Genomic DNA, 14,442 nt, shown 5'->3' on the forward strand with positions numbered 1-14,442 from the left:
GCCGGGGGTGGGTGTCCCGGATGCAGGAAACACCGCCGCGGCAGACGGGTGAGCGGGATGGTCCCCGTTAGGCTGGGCCTCATGACAGGCGCGCCAGCAAAGGCTGTTCTTTCCGGTATCTCCCTCGTGGCCGGCGCGGTTCTGCTGGCAGCGTGTTCCGCGCCGCAGGCGGCCGGCCCCGGATGGACCGCGCAGCCGGACCCTTCAGCGCCGGCAGCGTCCGGAACGGCCTCTCAGGCCGACGGGGCGGGCGCCGGCGCCACGGCAGCGGCGCCGACCGGCAGTGCAGCAACATCAGCACCGGCCTCCGGCGAACCCCAGGCGGTGCCCACCGCAACGTCCTGGAAGACGTTCTCCGATCCCGCAAAGACGGTCAGCTTCGATTTGCCGGCGGACTGGATCGCCCAGTCCGTTGCGCCGGAGGAAGGCGTCCTTCCCGGCGGACTCAAGATTGACGTGAAGAAGCCCGACGGAACCTTCATGGCTTCGCTCAGGACGGGACTGCCGCCGTCGTCCGTTGACTGCCCGGACAGCGCGCAGCGCCCGTACACGGTGATCAGCAGCGTACCGTTCGACCTTGCCGCGCAGGGTGGGGAGGGAACCATCCCGCCACGCATGGTCTACCGGGTGATCCAGGGTTACCGCTACTTCGGTTCCTACGGCATCACCAACCTGGTGGGAGGAACCGACGGGAAGGCGTGCGAGCTGCGCAACGTGGTGCGTGGTCCGGCAGGGAAGGGGGACTACTCGTTTGGGGACCTGGTGGCCCTCAAGGCCTTCGCGCCGGACGAAAAGGTGGCCCCGGCGAAGGCGTTCGACACGCTGGACCAGGCGGCCCAGTACGTCAACGGGAGCCCTGACTTCGCCAACGTGCAGCGGATGCTAATGTCGCTGAAGGTCAAAAACTAGTCCCGCTGCCCGCGCCCACCAGGTGCCGGTGCGCCCGACTTGCCTTCCACCCCCAACACCCCCGGAGATTCATGGAACGCTCTGTTTCCGCACGCCTGGCCTTCAAGACAATCGCCAACACCAAGGTGGCCATGGCCATTGCCGTGGCGAGGAACAGCGGCTACTCATCCTTTGACGAATCCCTGTCCGTGACGGCCGGGGGTGCGGACGTTCCCCTGACGGAAATTTCGGACCACCACGGCGGCCGGTTCCACTACATGGAGTTCGCCGAGCCTGCCGAAGTCACGGTGGAATACTCGGCCACGGTGACCGGCCGCGCCGTGCCCGAGGAGGCGTGCCTGGCCGACCGCATCCGCTACGTGCGTCCCAGCCGGTATGCCGAGTCGGACCGGCTGCTGCCGACCGCCTACGCGGAATTCGGCGGGGTCCACGGGGCCGACCTGGTGCATGCGGTCCGCGAGTGGGTCAATGGCGAACTGCGGTACATCAGCGGCTCCTCCCGTGGCACGGATGGCGCGGTGGAGACGCTCCTGAGCAGGCGCGGGGTCTGCCGGGACTTCGCGCACCTGGCCATTGCCCTGCTGCGGTCCAAGGACATCCCCGCCCGCCTCACGGCTGTTTACGCCCCCGGCTTGAATCCCATGGATTTCCACGCCGTGGCGGAAGCCTATGTGGAGGGTGCTTGGCACGTCATCGACCCCACGGGGCTTGCCCCGCGGGAGTCGATGCTGCGCATCACTGCGGGCCGGGACTCGTCCGACACGGCCTTCCTTTCCACGGTGGGCGGCAGCCTGGTGTTGAACCAGCTGCGCGTGACCGCCGTGGTGGACGGGGACCTGCCGGCAGAGGACCCCGCCCGGCTCGTGCAGCTGGGCTAGCGCTTCCCCAGCGAGTTCCGCAGCTTGTCGGTAAGCCGCATGAGTTCCTTCTGCTCAGCGGCCGTCAGTGCGGGGCCCAGCAGGGCCGAGATGTCCCGCACGTGCTCGCGGCCGATCTCCTTCTGCAGTTCCCGGCCCTCGTCCGTCAGCTTGAGCAGCACGCCGCGGCCGTCCTCCGGCGCCGGCATCCGGGCCACCAGTCCCCGCTTTTCGAGCCGCTCCACCAGCCGGCTGAGGCTTGACTGGCTCAACAGGACGTTGTCGTTGAGCTCGTTGAGCCGCAGCCAGCCGGACGGGCAGCGGGAGAGCGTGAACAGGACGTCGTATTCGTTCACCGCAAGCTTCCGGAACGCCGGTCCGGACTGCAGCTTCCGCATGACAGCCACCTGCGCCCGGAACAGCGATTCCCAGGTTTCCGCCGCCAGCCGCACCGGCGATTCCGATCCTCCCGCAGCCATTACGCCACCGGGGTGGCTTTGCCGGCGTCCTGTGACGCCAGCAGGGCGGCCACGCGTCCTGCGTGGGTGGGCGGCTCCGGAACGTGGGCGGGCTTAAGGGCTGCGTACTCCCTGCGCAGGACCGGCAGCACTTCCTCACCGAAGAGGTCCAGCTGCTCCAGGACGGTCTTCAGCGGCAGGCCGGCGTGGTCGATCAGGAACAGCTGGCGCTGGTAGTCGCCGAAGTACTCGCGGAAGGCCAGGGTCTTTTCGATGACTTCCTGGGGGCTCCCCACGGTCAGCGGTGTCTGCGAGGTGAAGTCCTCCAGGGACGGGCCGTGGCCGTAGACGGGGGCGTTGTCGAAGTACGGGCGGAATTCCTTCACCGCATCCTGGGAGTTCTTGCGCATGAAGAACTGGCCGCCGAGTCCCACGATCGCCTGGTCCGCCTTGCCGTGGCCGTAGTGCTCGTACCGCTCCCGGTAGAGGCCGATCAGCTGCTGGTAGTGCTCCTTGGGCCAGAAAATGTTGTTGGCGAAGAAACCGTCACCAAAGTAGGCGGCCACCTCGGCGATCTGCGGCGTGCGGATGGAACCGTGCCACACGAAGGGGGCCACGCCGTCGAGCGGGCGCGGGGTGGAGGTGAAGTTCTGCAGCGGGGTGCGGAACTTGCCGGACCAGTTCACAGTGTCCTCATCCCACAGCTTGCGCAGGAGGCTGTAGTTCTCGACGGCCAGTTCCACGCCGTCCTGGATGTTCTTGCCGAACCACGGGTAGACCGGCGCGGTGTTGCCGCGGCCCAAGACCAGGTCGACGCGGCCGTCGGACAAGTGCTGAAGCATGGCGAAGTCCTCGGCGATCTTCACCGGGTCATTGGTGGTGATCAGCGTGGTCGCCGTGGAGAGGATGATGCGTTCGGTCTGGGCTGCGATGTACGGGAGGAGGAAAAGAAAGGCCGGTTGTGGTGCTCGCCGATGGCGTAGACATCCATGCCGATTTCCTCGACCTTTTTGGCAATGGCCACCGAGGCTTTAATGCGCTCGTGTTCGGTGGGGGTGTGGCCCGTGGTGGGGTCCGTGGTGATGTCGCTGACGCTGAATACACCGATCTGCATGACGTGCCTTTCCGTTCCTGGACTTGCTGGCTTAGCTCCAGTGTAGACCAATTTAGATGCATTTGCATCTATTGCCTTCTGTAACACCATGTCCCGCGGATTATTCCCGGCCCCTGCTTCCGTGCCATGCCCTGGAACGCAGCGATGCCCGCACCAGGATCTGGTACGGGCATCGCTGCAGCGTTGGGCCTTATCCGGCGCCGGGCGCTGCCCGGCGGCCGCTGACTTTGGGGACCTGGCCGGTGGTCCAATCCCTGAATTCGGCGTCGATGTCCGAACCGGGCCCGGGTTCCGGGCGGGCCTGCAGGTCCCGCAGCAGCGCCTTCTTCTCGCGCCGGCCTTCCACCAGGCGGTAGAGCACCGGAACCAGGATCAGGGTCAGCGCCGTGGAGGACACCAGGCCGCCGATGACCACCACCGCCAGCGGCTGGGAAATGAATCCGCCGCCGCCCGTGAGGCCCAGGGCCATGGGGGTCAGGGCAAAGACCGTGGCAAGTGCCGTCATGAGGATGGGCCGGAGCCGCTGCCGGGCGCCGTTCGTGATGGCGTCCGCCACGTTCATGCCCGGCCGGCCGTCGCGTGGCTGCCGGTACTGGTTGATCAGGTCGATCAGCACGATGGCGTTGGTGACGACGATGCCCACGAGCATCAGCATGCCGATGAGCGACGGCAGGCCCAGCGGCACGCCCGTGAGCAGCAGCAGGGCCACGGCACCGGTGGCCGCGAACGGAACCGAGACCAGCAGGATCAGCGGCTGGATGAGTGACTTGAAGGTGGCCACCATGATCACGTACACGATGGCGATGGCTGCCAGCAGGGCCAGGCCCAGTTGCCGGAAGGATTCTGCCTGCTGGGTGGTGGCGCCACCGATGGTGGCGGTGACTCCCGGCGGCAGCTGGACGTCGGCCAGGCGCTTTTGGACTTCGGTGTTCACTGCGCCCAGGTTGGAGCCCGACGGCGTGATGGACACCTTGGCGGTGCGCTCACCGTTGCTGGCAGTGATGGAGACGGGGACGTCCACCTGCTCCACGGCCGCGATGCTTCCCAGCGTCACCGGCCGGCCGCCCGCCGGAAGCGGGATGTTGCGGACGGCATCGATGCTGGTGAACTTGGTGCCCTGGCCGATCCGGACGGGGAAGTCGTTGGTGTCGATCCGGACCGTGCCGGCCGGGATGGGGCTGATGGTGGAGGCCAGGACGCCGGCCACCTGTTCCTCGTTCAGGCCGGCGGCCGCGGCTTTGGCCCGGTCCACCTTAACCTGCACCACGGGGTTGCTGGCGGCAAGGTTGCTGGCCACCTCGCTGGTCCCGGGGACGCCCGTCATGGCGGCCACCATGGTGTCGCTGGCCGACTGCAGGTCGGCGCTGGTAGCAGCCTTCAGTGTGATGTCGACGGTGGACGAGGTGCCGAACCCGCCCTGCTGGGTCCCTACGGAGATCTTTCCCGCATCGGGGACCTTCGCAAGCTCCGAGCGCACAGTGTCCTGGAGCCGTTCCTGGTTGGCCTTTTCGTCGGTCACCACCGTGAACGTCGAGTTGGAGGAGCCGGTGGAGGTGAGTGCGGCGAAGCCTGCCTGGGCGTTGCCGGACGTGACCTGGACATCCTTGATGCCGTCGATGCCGCGGAGGACCCCTTCGAGGCGGATGGCGGCGGCACTGGTGTCGGCCAGGCTGGTTCCGGCCGGCAGTACCTGGCGCACGGTCAGGCTGTTTTGCCCGGAATTTCCCAGGAGGTTGGTGGCCAGCAGCGGGGTCATGGCACCGGTGGCTCCGAGCACCAGGACAGCCGCCACCAAGGTGATGACGGGGTGCTTCTGAGTGGACCGGAGGATGGGCAGGTAGCCGCGCTGCAGCCGGCTGCGCTGCTCGGCGTCGTGGGCCCTTGCCTTGGCCTCGTCGGCAATGCGCCGCGCCTCGGAGGAGCCTGCGGCCGCGCCGGCGGGGCCGCCCTTGGGGTTCTTCAGGAACCAGTAGGCCAGCACCGGAACGATGGTCAGGGATACCAGCAGCGACGCCAGCAGGGCCATGGTGACTGTCAGGGCGAACGGCCGGAACAGTTCACCGGCCAGTTCACCGACAAACGCGATGGGCAGGAACACCGCCACCGTGGTCAGGGTGGAGGCGGTGATGGCGCCGGCCACCTCCCTGATGGCGGTGAGGATCGCCGTCGACTTTTCCTCGCCGTAGCTGAGGTGCCGCTTGATGTTTTCGATGACCACGATCGAGTCGTCCACGACCCGCCCGATCGCGATGGTGAGGGCGCCCAGCGTCAGGATGTTCAGTGAGTAGCCGGTGGCTGACAGGCCGATGAACGTGATCAGCAGGGACAGCGGAATGGAGACGGCCGTGACCAGCGTGGACCGGGCAGACATCAGGAAGAGCAGGATGACGGCGACGGCGAATCCCAGCCCCAGCAGGCCTTCCGTGGTGAGGTCCTTGATGGACTTTTCGATGAACGGCGCCTGGTCGAAGACGGGGGTGAACTTGGCGTTCGAACCCAGTTCCGTCTCGAGTTCATTCAGGGAGTCCCGCACCGCGTGGGAGATCGCCACCGTGTCACCCTCGGGTTTCTTGGTCACGGAGACGGCCAGCGTCTCGGCGCCGTTGGTGCGGGTGATGGAGGTGCGCTCGTCGTCCTTGAGGGAAACATCGGCCACCGAGCCGATGGTCGCCGCGTTCTTGGTGCCGGAAAGGGGCAGGGCCTTGATGGCATCGAGGGAATCGACGGGGCTGCCGATCTGCAGCGAGAGGGTCTTGCCCTGGTCCTCGAGTGTTCCGGCAGGGATCAGCGCGCCGTTGTTGGACAGGGCATCGCGGATGGCCGTGACGCCTGCCCCCGCCGCTGCCATGGCGTCGGTGCGGGGGAGGATCTCGATGTGCTGGGAGGCGCCGCCCGTGACGTCGGCGCTGCGGACGCCGTCGATCTTCTGCAGCCTGGGCACGCTGAGGCGCTGGAGGTCCGCGTTCAGTTCACTGAGTGGCTTGTCCGAGGAGACGGCGAGGAAAACAATCGGGAAGTCGCTGATGCTTCCGGCGATGGCCTGCGGCTGGACGTCGCTGGGCAGCGTCCGCTTGGCATTCGAAATGGCCCGGTCGATCTGGTTCCGGGCCCGGTCCAGGTTCGATCCATAGGTGAACACCATGGTGATCTGGGAGACGCCGGTCCGCGATGTGGAGGAGGTGGATTCCAGCCCCTCCACGCCGTTCAGCGCCTTTTCCAGCGGACCGCTGACCTGCTTGTCCACCACTTCGGGCGACGCCCCCGGCATGGAGGTGAGCACTGTGATCTGCGGGAACTCAATCGAAGGAATGAGTTCCTGCTTCAGCGACGACATGGTGATCACGCCGAAGACCGAGGCGAAGACGGTGATCAGCGCGATCAGGGCCCGGTTCGCCAGGGAAAGGTGCGCCAACCGGAACATGGGCGGTCTCCTGGGGGTCTAAGTGACTGGTACAAGCCCTGGGGGTGCCAGCCGCTGGCCCCGGCAGGGTCAGTGGCTGGCGGAAACACTCTCCAGCTGGAGGGACGCGGCCGTTGCCCGTTCCAGCTCCGCGGCAAGGTCAGGATTCTCATCCAGCTTCACCCCGTAGCCGGGCATCATGTCCTTGAGCTTGAACTGCCAGCCCTTGAAGTTCTTGGGGAACGTCTTCTGGAGCAGCTCGATCATGATGGGGACAGCGGTCGACGCCCCCGGCGAAGCGCCCAGGAGCGCACCGATGGAGCCGTCACGGCCGGCAATCACTTCAGTACCGAACTGGAGGATGCCGCCCTTTTGCGGGTCTTTCTTGATGATCTGTACACGCTGGCCGGCGGTGATGAGTTCCCAGTCCCCGCCCTTTGCCTCGGGGTAGTACTCGCGCAGCGCCTCGACCTTCTGGTCGTGGCGCTTGACCACTTCCTTGACCAGGTAGGCCGTGAGGTCCATGTTGTCCTTGGCCACGGCCAGCATCGGAATGATGTTGCCGGGGCGGATGGACAGGGGCAGGTCCAGGTAGGAGCCGTTCTTCAGGAAGTTGGTGGAGAAGCCTGCGTACGGGCCGAAGAGGAGCGAACGCTTCCCGTTGACGTAGCGGGTGTCCAGGTGCGGAACGGACATCGGCGGCGCGCCCACGGAGGCCTGGCCGTAGACCTTGGCGCTGTGCTGGGCGGCGATGGTTTCGTCCGTGCAGCGGAAGAACTGGCCGGAGACCGGGAATCCGCCGTAGCCCTTGCTTTCCGGGATACCGGAGGCCTGGAGCAGGTGCAGGGCACCGCCGCCGGCGCCGACGAAGACGAACTTGGCGTGGATCTTGCCGTGTTCCCCTGACCGGGGGTGCTTCAGCGTCAGGTCCCAGCCGCCGTCGGAGGCGCGGGAGATCCCGGTGACATCGTGGCCGTAGTTGATTTCGACGCCGTTGTTCCCCAGATAGCTGGTCAGCTCGCGGGTGAGTGCGCCGAAGTCCACATCGGTGCCCTCGGCGGCGCGGGTGGCGGCAATACGCTGCTGGGGGTCGCGGCCCTTGACGATCAGCGGTGCCCACTTGGCGATTTGGGCGTGGTCCTCGGAGTACTCCATGCTCCGGAACAGGGGGTGCGGCTTCAGTGCCTCGTACCGGGTCTTCAGGAATTTGGTGTGGTCTTCGCCGATCACGAAGCTCATGTGCGGGACGGTGTTGATGAAGCCCTTGGGGGAACCGATGAGGTTGTTGTCCACCAGGTGGGACCAGAACTGGCGGGAGAGCTGGAACTGTTCGTTGATGAGCAGTGCCTTGTTCGGGCTGACGGAGCCGTCTTTGGCTGCGGGGGAGTAGTTGAGTTCGCAGAGGGCGGCGTGGCCCGTTCCTGCGTTGTTCCATGGGTCCGAGCTTTCGAGGCCAGGCTGGTCCAGCCGTTCGAACAGGGAGATGGTCCAGTCCGGCTCCAGCTGCTTGAGGAATGCCCCCAGCGTGGCGCTCATGATGCCGCCGCCTATCAGGACAACGTCGGCGTGTGGGGTCTTGGAAATGAAGGTCACGATCAGTCTCCGATTGCAGCGGCTCTGGCTGTCACAGAATATCCCTGCGCGGCCCTCATACTGAAATTGGCCCGGGCCGTCAAGGCTTTAGCTGGACCTTCGTGAAAACTTCGTTTAAGACCGGTGAAGCCGGGTAGCTGAGCACGCGGTCTGACAGGGCAAGTGCGGAGATGGGGAAGGCGATGGGAACCGCCGGTACCGTCGCGGCGATCTGGGCGTTGATGGTGTGATAAAGCTCATCCCGCTCTTTCCCGTCAGGGAGCCCCCGTGCACGGTTGATCTTTGAAAAGACCTGGGGATCCTGGTACCCGAACTCGCCGTTCTTCTCCCCGAAGAGGGGACCAACAAAGTTGTCGGCGTCGGAGTAGGAGCCGTTCCACCCAAGGATGTGGAGGGCATGGTCGCCGGCCGACTGGACCTTCTGCAGGTAGCCGTCCGACCAGTCAACCGGCACGGGCCGGATGTTGAAGCCGACGGCGGTGAGCTGGCGGCTGAGCTCGGCATAGACCTTTTCAGGGGTGGGTAGGTACGGCCGGGTGACGTTCAAGGGGTAGTAGAACTTCAGTTCCTCGCCCGCGTAGCCGCCCTCTTTGAGGTAGTCCTTGGCCTTGGCCGGATCGTGTCCAAGTTCCGGCGCGTCATTGTTGAAGCCGCTGATCTTGGGCGGGACAAACTGCGTGGCCTTGGCGGTGTTGTCGATAAAGAACTTCCGGATCAACGTTTCCTTGTCGATGGCAAGCTCCACCGCCTGCCGGATCTTCTGGTTCTGGAGTATCGGGATGTCCTGGTTGATGCCCACATACATCACGGAGAACGGGTCGCGCTGCACGATCTGTTTGCCTCGCTTGACCAACTGGTCGAAGTTTCCCACGGTGACGGCGTCGTAGCCGTCGATCGTGCCGTCCAGCAGCGCCTGGAGGCGGGTCTGGGGGTGGTTGTAGGCCAGGAAGTTGATGGTGGCGATCTGGCCGCGGTCGCCCCAGTAGGTCTTGTTGCTGGCGAGGGTGACGTTGGCGGTGCCCCAGGCGGCAAGCGTGAAGGGCCCGGTGCCGACCGGATTCGTGGCGAAGGCCGACATGGCCTGGCCGCCCCGGTTCTGGTCCAGGACGTCCGCTTTACCCGAGGCCAGGGCGGCCGGGGATGCGATCGCGAAGGCCGGGAGGGTCAGTGCCTGGAGGAAGGCAGTGAATCGCTGGGTGAGGTCGATCTGTACCGTGTCCGGTGCCACCGCGCTACAGCTCTTGAAAATCGAAAGTCCGGGCTCGTCGGAGTGGGCCTTGAACACGCCCTTGAAGGAGCTGCCGGGAGCCTGCTTCCGCAGCTCGGCAGGGAAGGCAAACCAGCGGTTGAAGTTGGCGCAGACGGCGTCGGCGTTAAACGGGGTGCCGTCCTGGAAGGTGACCCCGGTGCGGAGCTTGAAAGTGTAGGTCCGGCCCTCGTTGGACTCGTTCCATTCGGTTGCCAGCAGCGGCGTGGGTTTGCCGGTGGTCTGGTCCACGCCCACCAGGCCTTCGAGGATCTGGCGGGTGATGCGCTGGGATTCCACGTCGTTGGACAGGGCCGGGTCCAGGCCCAGGGGCTGGGCCGCGGTGCCGAAATTGAAGGTGGCTTGGGGCTCGGCCGGAGGGGAGCTGGGCGTGCCGGACGTGGGGGAGGGGGACGGCATGCCCGTGCACGACGTCACGCCCAGCGCCATGAGGACGGCGCCGGCCTTGATGACCGTCCGCCGCGATGTACTGCTGGGCACTCGTTTATCACCTCTGGATGCTGCCGGCTCCGCCGCTTGCGGGCCGGGACCAGTCTAGAGGACGGGGCTTGCGGCCGGCCCCAGGCTGGCACATGACGCGCCAGGGCCGGGTCCGCCGGTCAGTGGCGGACCCGGCCCTGTGTTGGGGGGCGGAGAGAGGGCTTACTTGGGCATGAGGACCGAGTCGATCAGGTAGACCGTCGCGTTCTTGGTCTTGACGCCGCCGCAGACCACGTTGGCGTTGTCCACCTTGAGGTTGTCGCCGCTGCCGGTCACCGTGACGGAGCCGCCCTCAACCGTGGCGTGCGTGCCGGCGATCTTGTCCGGGGTGATCTGGCCGGGGACTACGTGGTAGGTGAGGATCTTGCTCAGCAGCGCATCGTCCGTCTTCAGCGTTTCGATGGTGGCGGGGTCGATCTTCTTGAAGGCGTCGTCCACAGGTGCGAACACGGTGAACTCGCCACCGTTGAGCGTGTCCACGAGGTCAACCTTGGGGTTCAGCTTGCCGGAAACTGCCGCGGTAAGCGTGGTCAGGATGGGGTTGTTGGAGGCTGCGACGGCGACCGGGTCAAGGGCCATGCCCTCCACGGAACCCGCACCAGTGGGAACCTGCTTGGCGTAGGCGGCGCAGCCGGGGCCAACCAGGTTTGCTGCCGGGTCCATGGTGCCCGCCGAGGAGCTGGCCATTGCGCTGGAGGACGGGGACGCCATGCTGGAGCTGGGCGCCGATGACATCGGCGCGGAGGAGGCCGAGGAGCCGGAGGTGCTGCCGGAACCGCCGCACGCGGTGAGGCTGAGCAGAGCAGCTGCTGCAACGCCTGCGACGGTGAAAGTGGTGCGCTTGAAGGTCTGCATTGTGGTTCTCCTTGGATCGATTGCTGCCGACTGCGGACTGTGTGTTCGTGGTGTGCAGCCTGCCTGGGGGGTGGGCACCTGCCCTTGGCTGGTGTCTCAATGGCTATTCGGCCGGTGGGCAGCAATGGATGGGTGGATCTTTGGAGTTTTTCGATTCGGGGCACTAACCAGCCGGCAGGGCCGCCGGGCGTTTAACGCAGGAATCCCCCGGCCGGAGCCGGGGGATTCCCAGTGTGCGCAAGGGGGGACTTGAACCCCCACGCCCGAAGGCACAGGAACCTAAATCCTGCGTGTCTGCCAATTTCACCACTCGCGCGCGGCTTCCTGACGGGAACGCCAAGCGTTCGACGCCGGATGCCAGAGTCCATTGTAGCGTTGCGCCGGGCGGTGTCCCCGGCAGGCCCCGGCGGGGTCAGGCGTCCAGGTTCAGGTCCCGCCGAAGCTTGGCCACGTGGCCCGTGGCCCGGACGTTGTACTGGGCCAGTGCCACCTTGCCGTCCGGGTCCACCACGATGGTGGACCGGATCAGGCCCTCGTACGTCTTGCCGTAGTTCTTCTTTTCGCCCCAGGCGCCGTAGGCCCCGGCCACGGCATGGTCGGCATCCGAAAGCAGCGGGAACGTCAAGGACTCTGTGTCCGCGAATTTTGCCAGCTTCTCCACGGGGTCGGGGGAGATCCCCAGGACGTCGTAGCCGGCGGCCTGCAGGGAGGCAAGGCTGTCCCGGAAGTCGCACGCCTCCTTGGTGCAGCCCGGAGTGGAGGCTGCCGGGTAGAAGTAGACGATGGTGGAGCGGCCAGGCCGGGGAGCCAGGCTGACGTCCTTGCCGGTGGAATCCTGCAGGGTGAAAGCCGGTGCCTTGTCGCCGGTAACGAGCCTTTCAGCCATTGTTTTTCTCCTTGTTGCGGGCGGGACACAACAGCCTAGTAAGCAGGTGGAACGAGTGCTAATCGGCATTTGGCTATACTGGCTGCTATGCCTGATATGGATCACTGGCCCACAGGGCGCCTTCTGTCCACTGCTGCGCGACTCGTTGAGCACTCCTGGAACGAAAAACTCGGCGCCATCGGCCTCACCCATGCCGGTGTTATCGCCATCGAGGTCCTTGCCGCGCAAGGGCCCATGACCCAGGCCCAGCTTGCCCAGTACGTCCGCGTACAGGCCCAGACCATGGGCAAGACCCTCAGCCGCCTTGAGTCCCACGGCCACATCGCCCGGGTGCGCAGCACCTCGGACCGCAGGAGCCACGTCGTGTCGCTGACCGAGCAGGGCAAGGAAGCCGTTGCCCAGGCCGTGGAGATGGAGCGATCCGTCCTGGCATCGGCGTCAATCGACCCTGAGCTTCTCCGCCAGGAACTCAAAGCTGTGGTCCGGGAGCTGGCCAGCCAGTTCTCCACGACGCCCAGCAACGCCGGAGCCCTTATGGACAACGTCGCCAAGTAACCGTTGACGCTGCAGGCAGCGTCAGGAAAGCGCGGCCCTGGTTTGAAAAAACCAGGGCCGCGCTTTTTGTGCCCGGCCACCATCGATTGCTCCGTACTTGCCGTTTTGAGCCCTGATAAAGACAAGTACGGAGCAATCGATGATGGGAGCACATAACAAAACAGCCCCCGGTCTGTGTTTCCACAAACCGGAGGCTGTTTTCCCAGTGGTGCACCCCCCGGGACTTGAACCCGGAACCCATTGATTAAGAGTCAATTGCTCTGCCAATTGAGCTAGAGGTGCATCTTTTTTGCTTCCATCCCCGGGCTTTTTCTTTCCCGTTGATCTCCGCAACGACATGAAACTCTACACGAACTTTTGGTGCAAGTGAAATCGGCGCTCCCGTGGGTTCCTGATTCACTGTGGGATCCGCAAAATCAGCGCAAAATCAGGGTTTTTGCCGTTCGTAAGCATCCATAAGCTGCCGTTGGGTGCCCGGATGACGTCCCGGATCCGGCCGTATTGACCTGTGAAATAGGCCACAGGTTGCCCGGTGTCTGTTCCCTTGAGCGGCACGGTCCAGAGCCGTTCGCCCCTGAGCGCACCCAGGTAGGCGGTACCGCCGGATATTTCCAGCCCGCTGGGGGAGGACTCACGGGTGGAGGGCCAGACGACTTTTGCGTCCTCGAAGCCGGCGCGGTGCGGTGCCCCGGTGACGTCCGGCCAGCCGTAATTGGCGCCGGGCAGGATCAGGTTCAGCTCATCGTCCACGTCCGGTCCGAACTCGCTGGCCCACAGCCGGCCTGCTTCGTCCCACGCCAGGCCCTGGACGTTCCGGTGGCCAAGGCTGTAGACGGCGTTCCCGAACGGGTTGCCGGGCGCGGGGACGCCGTCCGGAGTGAGCCGAAGGATCTTCCCGCCCAGGGCGGCGGGGTCCTGGGCCTGCTCGCGGCGCTGGGCGTCGCCGGTGCCCACATACAGGAACCCGTCCGGGCCGAACCGGATCCTGCCTCCGTTGTGGGTGCCGGCTTTGGGTATTCCCGTAAAGACGGCCTGCGGCCGGCCCAGCGTCAGTGAACCATCAGCGCCGCGTTCGACGGTAAGCCGGACCACCCGGTTGTCCTCCCTGGTGGTCGTGTAGGCATAGAGGGAGTGGTCAGCCTCAAAATGCGGCGAAAACGCCAGGCCCAGCAGGCCTCCTTCTCCTGCGGGCGCCACGTCGGGCACCTTCCCCAGTGTTGTGGCGGCGCCGTCCCGAACGGCCTTCAGCAGTGCGGTCCCGCGCTCGGAAATGACGGCGGTGCCGTCGGGGAGGAAGACCGCCGCCCAGGGCGTGTCCAGCTGCAGCTCCAACCGTTCCTGCACAGCGGGTGGGGCATGGACAGGGGCTGTGCCGGCGGATTCGGTGGCCGGGGGAGCGGAGCTGGCGACGGCGGCTCCCGGCGGGGTGCCCGCGGCGGCAGGGTCTGTGCCCGGTGCAGGCGGCCCTGGCGTGCCCGTGCAGGCGGCCAGCACCAGGAACAGGGCAAGGCGCGGAAGGCCCGCCGCAATGCGGCGGGCCTTCCTCCTGCTAGAGCCGTCTGCGCCGTGGAGCGCGGAAGCCTGCGGCCTCCGCATGCGCGGCAGATTCGAACCAGACTTCCGCCCGGGTCTGCTCATAGTCCGGATGTCCTTCTTCGTAGTAGACCATTGCGGCGGCATCGCCCTTGACCGTGTAGTCCGCCGGTCCGCTGCCGTCGGGGCCGGGTGCAGCCGAGCCCGCGCCGTAGGGCTCATCGGCTGCAAGGTGTCCGGCAGGCTCGGCGGCAGTGGTGCCATGGCCGGGTGTGGATCCCTGCGGGAATCCCTGAACGGCGTCCTGTCCCTGGCCGGACGGCTGGTGGTGGTCCGCGCCGTTTTCCACCAGTGCGGAGGACTGGGCGCGCTCCAGCGTTTCGGCATCTCCGGCGTCGCCGGGGCTGCCGCCGGAGACCGGCGCGGGCTCGTGCTGGTCTGCTGCGCGGTAGCCGTCCGCCAGGTGCTGGGGCGCCTGCCCGCGGGCCTGCCCGCCGGCTGCCGTGCCGCCGTCGTCCACGCCTTCCACTGCGGC

General features: G+C 66.1%; 11 protein-coding genes, 2 tRNA genes and 1 pseudogene. 3 read left to right on the forward strand and 11 right to left on the reverse strand.

The features are described 5' to 3' along the window. Positions 1-81 precede the first annotated feature (81 nt). Positions 82-909 (forward strand): hypothetical protein, encoded by an 828-nt coding sequence (locus BACI349Y_RS08130; protein WP_236560765.1) that lies wholly within the window; start codon positions 82-84, stop codon positions 907-909. A gap of 71 nt (positions 910-980) precedes the next feature. Then, positions 981-1,787, forward strand: a complete 807-nt coding sequence (locus BACI349Y_RS08135; protein WP_159631689.1) for a transglutaminase-like domain-containing protein — start codon at positions 981-983, stop codon at positions 1,785-1,787. Here the strand turns inward: BACI349Y_RS08135 and BACI349Y_RS08140 are convergent. The 8 genes and pseudogenes from BACI349Y_RS08140 to bcp all read right to left on the reverse strand — a co-directional run bounded on the left by BACI349Y_RS08140 (position 1,784) and on the right by bcp (position 11,819). Continuing rightward, positions 1,784-2,245: a MarR family winged helix-turn-helix transcriptional regulator gene (locus BACI349Y_RS08140; RefSeq protein WP_159631690.1), complete on the reverse strand. Its 462-nt coding sequence runs from the start codon at positions 2,243-2,245 to the stop codon at positions 1,784-1,786. The genes BACI349Y_RS08135 and BACI349Y_RS08140 overlap by 4 nt on opposite strands. Further along, positions 2,245-3,338: pseudogene (locus BACI349Y_RS08145) on the reverse strand (LLM class flavin-dependent oxidoreductase). Before BACI349Y_RS08145 ends, BACI349Y_RS08140 begins: the two are co-directional and overlap by 1 nt. 190 nt (positions 3,339-3,528) lie before the next feature. Then, the gene (locus BACI349Y_RS08150) at positions 3,529-6,759 is read right to left on the reverse strand and encodes an efflux RND transporter permease subunit (protein WP_159631691.1); all 3,231 of its coding nucleotides are present in this window, start codon (positions 6,757-6,759) and stop codon (positions 3,529-3,531) included. A gap of 69 nt (positions 6,760-6,828) precedes the next feature. Next, the gene (locus BACI349Y_RS08155) at positions 6,829-8,331 is read right to left on the reverse strand and encodes a malate:quinone oxidoreductase (RefSeq protein ID WP_159631692.1); all 1,503 of its coding nucleotides are present in this window, start codon (positions 8,329-8,331) and stop codon (positions 6,829-6,831) included. 79 nt (positions 8,332-8,410) lie between these two features. Further along, on the reverse strand, positions 8,411-10,078 hold the full coding sequence (locus tag BACI349Y_RS08160) for an ABC transporter substrate-binding protein (RefSeq protein ID WP_236560766.1): 1,668 nt from the start codon (positions 10,076-10,078) through the stop codon (positions 8,411-8,413). A 162-nt stretch (positions 10,079-10,240) separates the two neighbouring features. Beyond that, positions 10,241-10,933, reverse strand: coding sequence for a fasciclin domain-containing protein (locus BACI349Y_RS08165; RefSeq protein ID WP_159631693.1), 693 nt, complete (start codon positions 10,931-10,933; stop codon positions 10,241-10,243). A gap of 234 nt (positions 10,934-11,167) precedes the next feature. Beyond that, positions 11,168-11,249: transfer RNA gene (locus tag BACI349Y_RS08170), tRNA-Leu, on the reverse strand. Between the two features lie 96 nt (positions 11,250-11,345). Beyond that, positions 11,346-11,819 carry a thioredoxin-dependent thiol peroxidase gene (gene bcp / locus BACI349Y_RS08175; RefSeq protein ID WP_159631694.1) on the reverse strand — a complete coding sequence of 158 codons (474 nt, stop codon included), beginning with the start codon at positions 11,817-11,819 and terminating at the stop codon, positions 11,346-11,348. 96 nt (positions 11,820-11,915) lie between these two features. On the opposite strand from bcp, the gene BACI349Y_RS08180 reads away from it, so the two are divergent. After that, positions 11,916-12,374 (forward strand): MarR family winged helix-turn-helix transcriptional regulator, encoded by a 459-nt coding sequence (locus BACI349Y_RS08180; RefSeq protein ID WP_159635391.1) that lies wholly within the window; start codon positions 11,916-11,918, stop codon positions 12,372-12,374. A 206-nt stretch (positions 12,375-12,580) separates the two neighbouring features. Here BACI349Y_RS08180 and BACI349Y_RS08185 read toward each other — a convergent pair. The 3 genes from BACI349Y_RS08185 to BACI349Y_RS08195 form a co-directional block, all read right to left on the reverse strand. Continuing rightward, positions 12,581-12,656, reverse strand: a tRNA-Lys gene (locus BACI349Y_RS08185). 114 nt (positions 12,657-12,770) lie between these two features. Beyond that, positions 12,771-13,970 (reverse strand): PQQ-dependent sugar dehydrogenase, encoded by a 1,200-nt coding sequence (locus BACI349Y_RS08190; RefSeq protein WP_159631695.1) that lies wholly within the window; start codon positions 13,968-13,970, stop codon positions 12,771-12,773. After that, on the reverse strand, positions 13,924-14,442 hold a 519-nt coding region (locus BACI349Y_RS08195; protein WP_442858403.1), incomplete at its 5' end, for a sunset domain-containing protein. The genes BACI349Y_RS08195 and BACI349Y_RS08190, both read right to left, overlap by 47 nt.

It is taken from the genome of Arthrobacter sp. 8AJ, from assembly GCF_902506025.1.
GTDB lineage: Bacteria > Actinomycetota > Actinomycetes > Actinomycetales > Micrococcaceae > Arthrobacter.

What these genes read in the sequence shown, in the direction of transcription:
- BACI349Y_RS08130 (WP_236560765.1), top strand. Translation starts at nt 82, where the DNA reads ATGACAGGCGCGCCAGCAAAGGCTGTTCTTTCCGGTATCTCCCTCGTG.
- BACI349Y_RS08135 (WP_159631689.1), top strand. Translation starts at nt 981, where the DNA reads ATGGAACGCTCTGTTTCCGCACGCCTGGCCTTCAAGACAATCGCCAAC.
- BACI349Y_RS08140 (WP_159631690.1), bottom strand. Translation starts at nt 2,245, where the DNA reads ATGGCTGCGGGAGGATCGGAATCGCCGGTGCGGCTGGCGGCGGAAACC.
- BACI349Y_RS08150 (WP_159631691.1), bottom strand. Translation starts at nt 6,759, where the DNA reads ATGTTCCGGTTGGCGCACCTTTCCCTGGCGAACCGGGCCCTGATCGCG.
- BACI349Y_RS08165 (WP_159631693.1), bottom strand. Translation starts at nt 10,933, where the DNA reads ATGCAGACCTTCAAGCGCACCACTTTCACCGTCGCAGGCGTTGCAGCA.
- bcp (WP_159631694.1), bottom strand. Translation starts at nt 11,819, where the DNA reads ATGGCTGAAAGGCTCGTTACCGGCGACAAGGCACCGGCTTTCACCCTG.
- BACI349Y_RS08180 (WP_159635391.1), top strand. Translation starts at nt 11,916, where the DNA reads ATGGATCACTGGCCCACAGGGCGCCTTCTGTCCACTGCTGCGCGACTC.
- BACI349Y_RS08190 (WP_159631695.1), bottom strand. Translation starts at nt 13,970, where the DNA reads ATGCGGAGGCCGCAGGCTTCCGCGCTCCACGGCGCAGACGGCTCTAGC.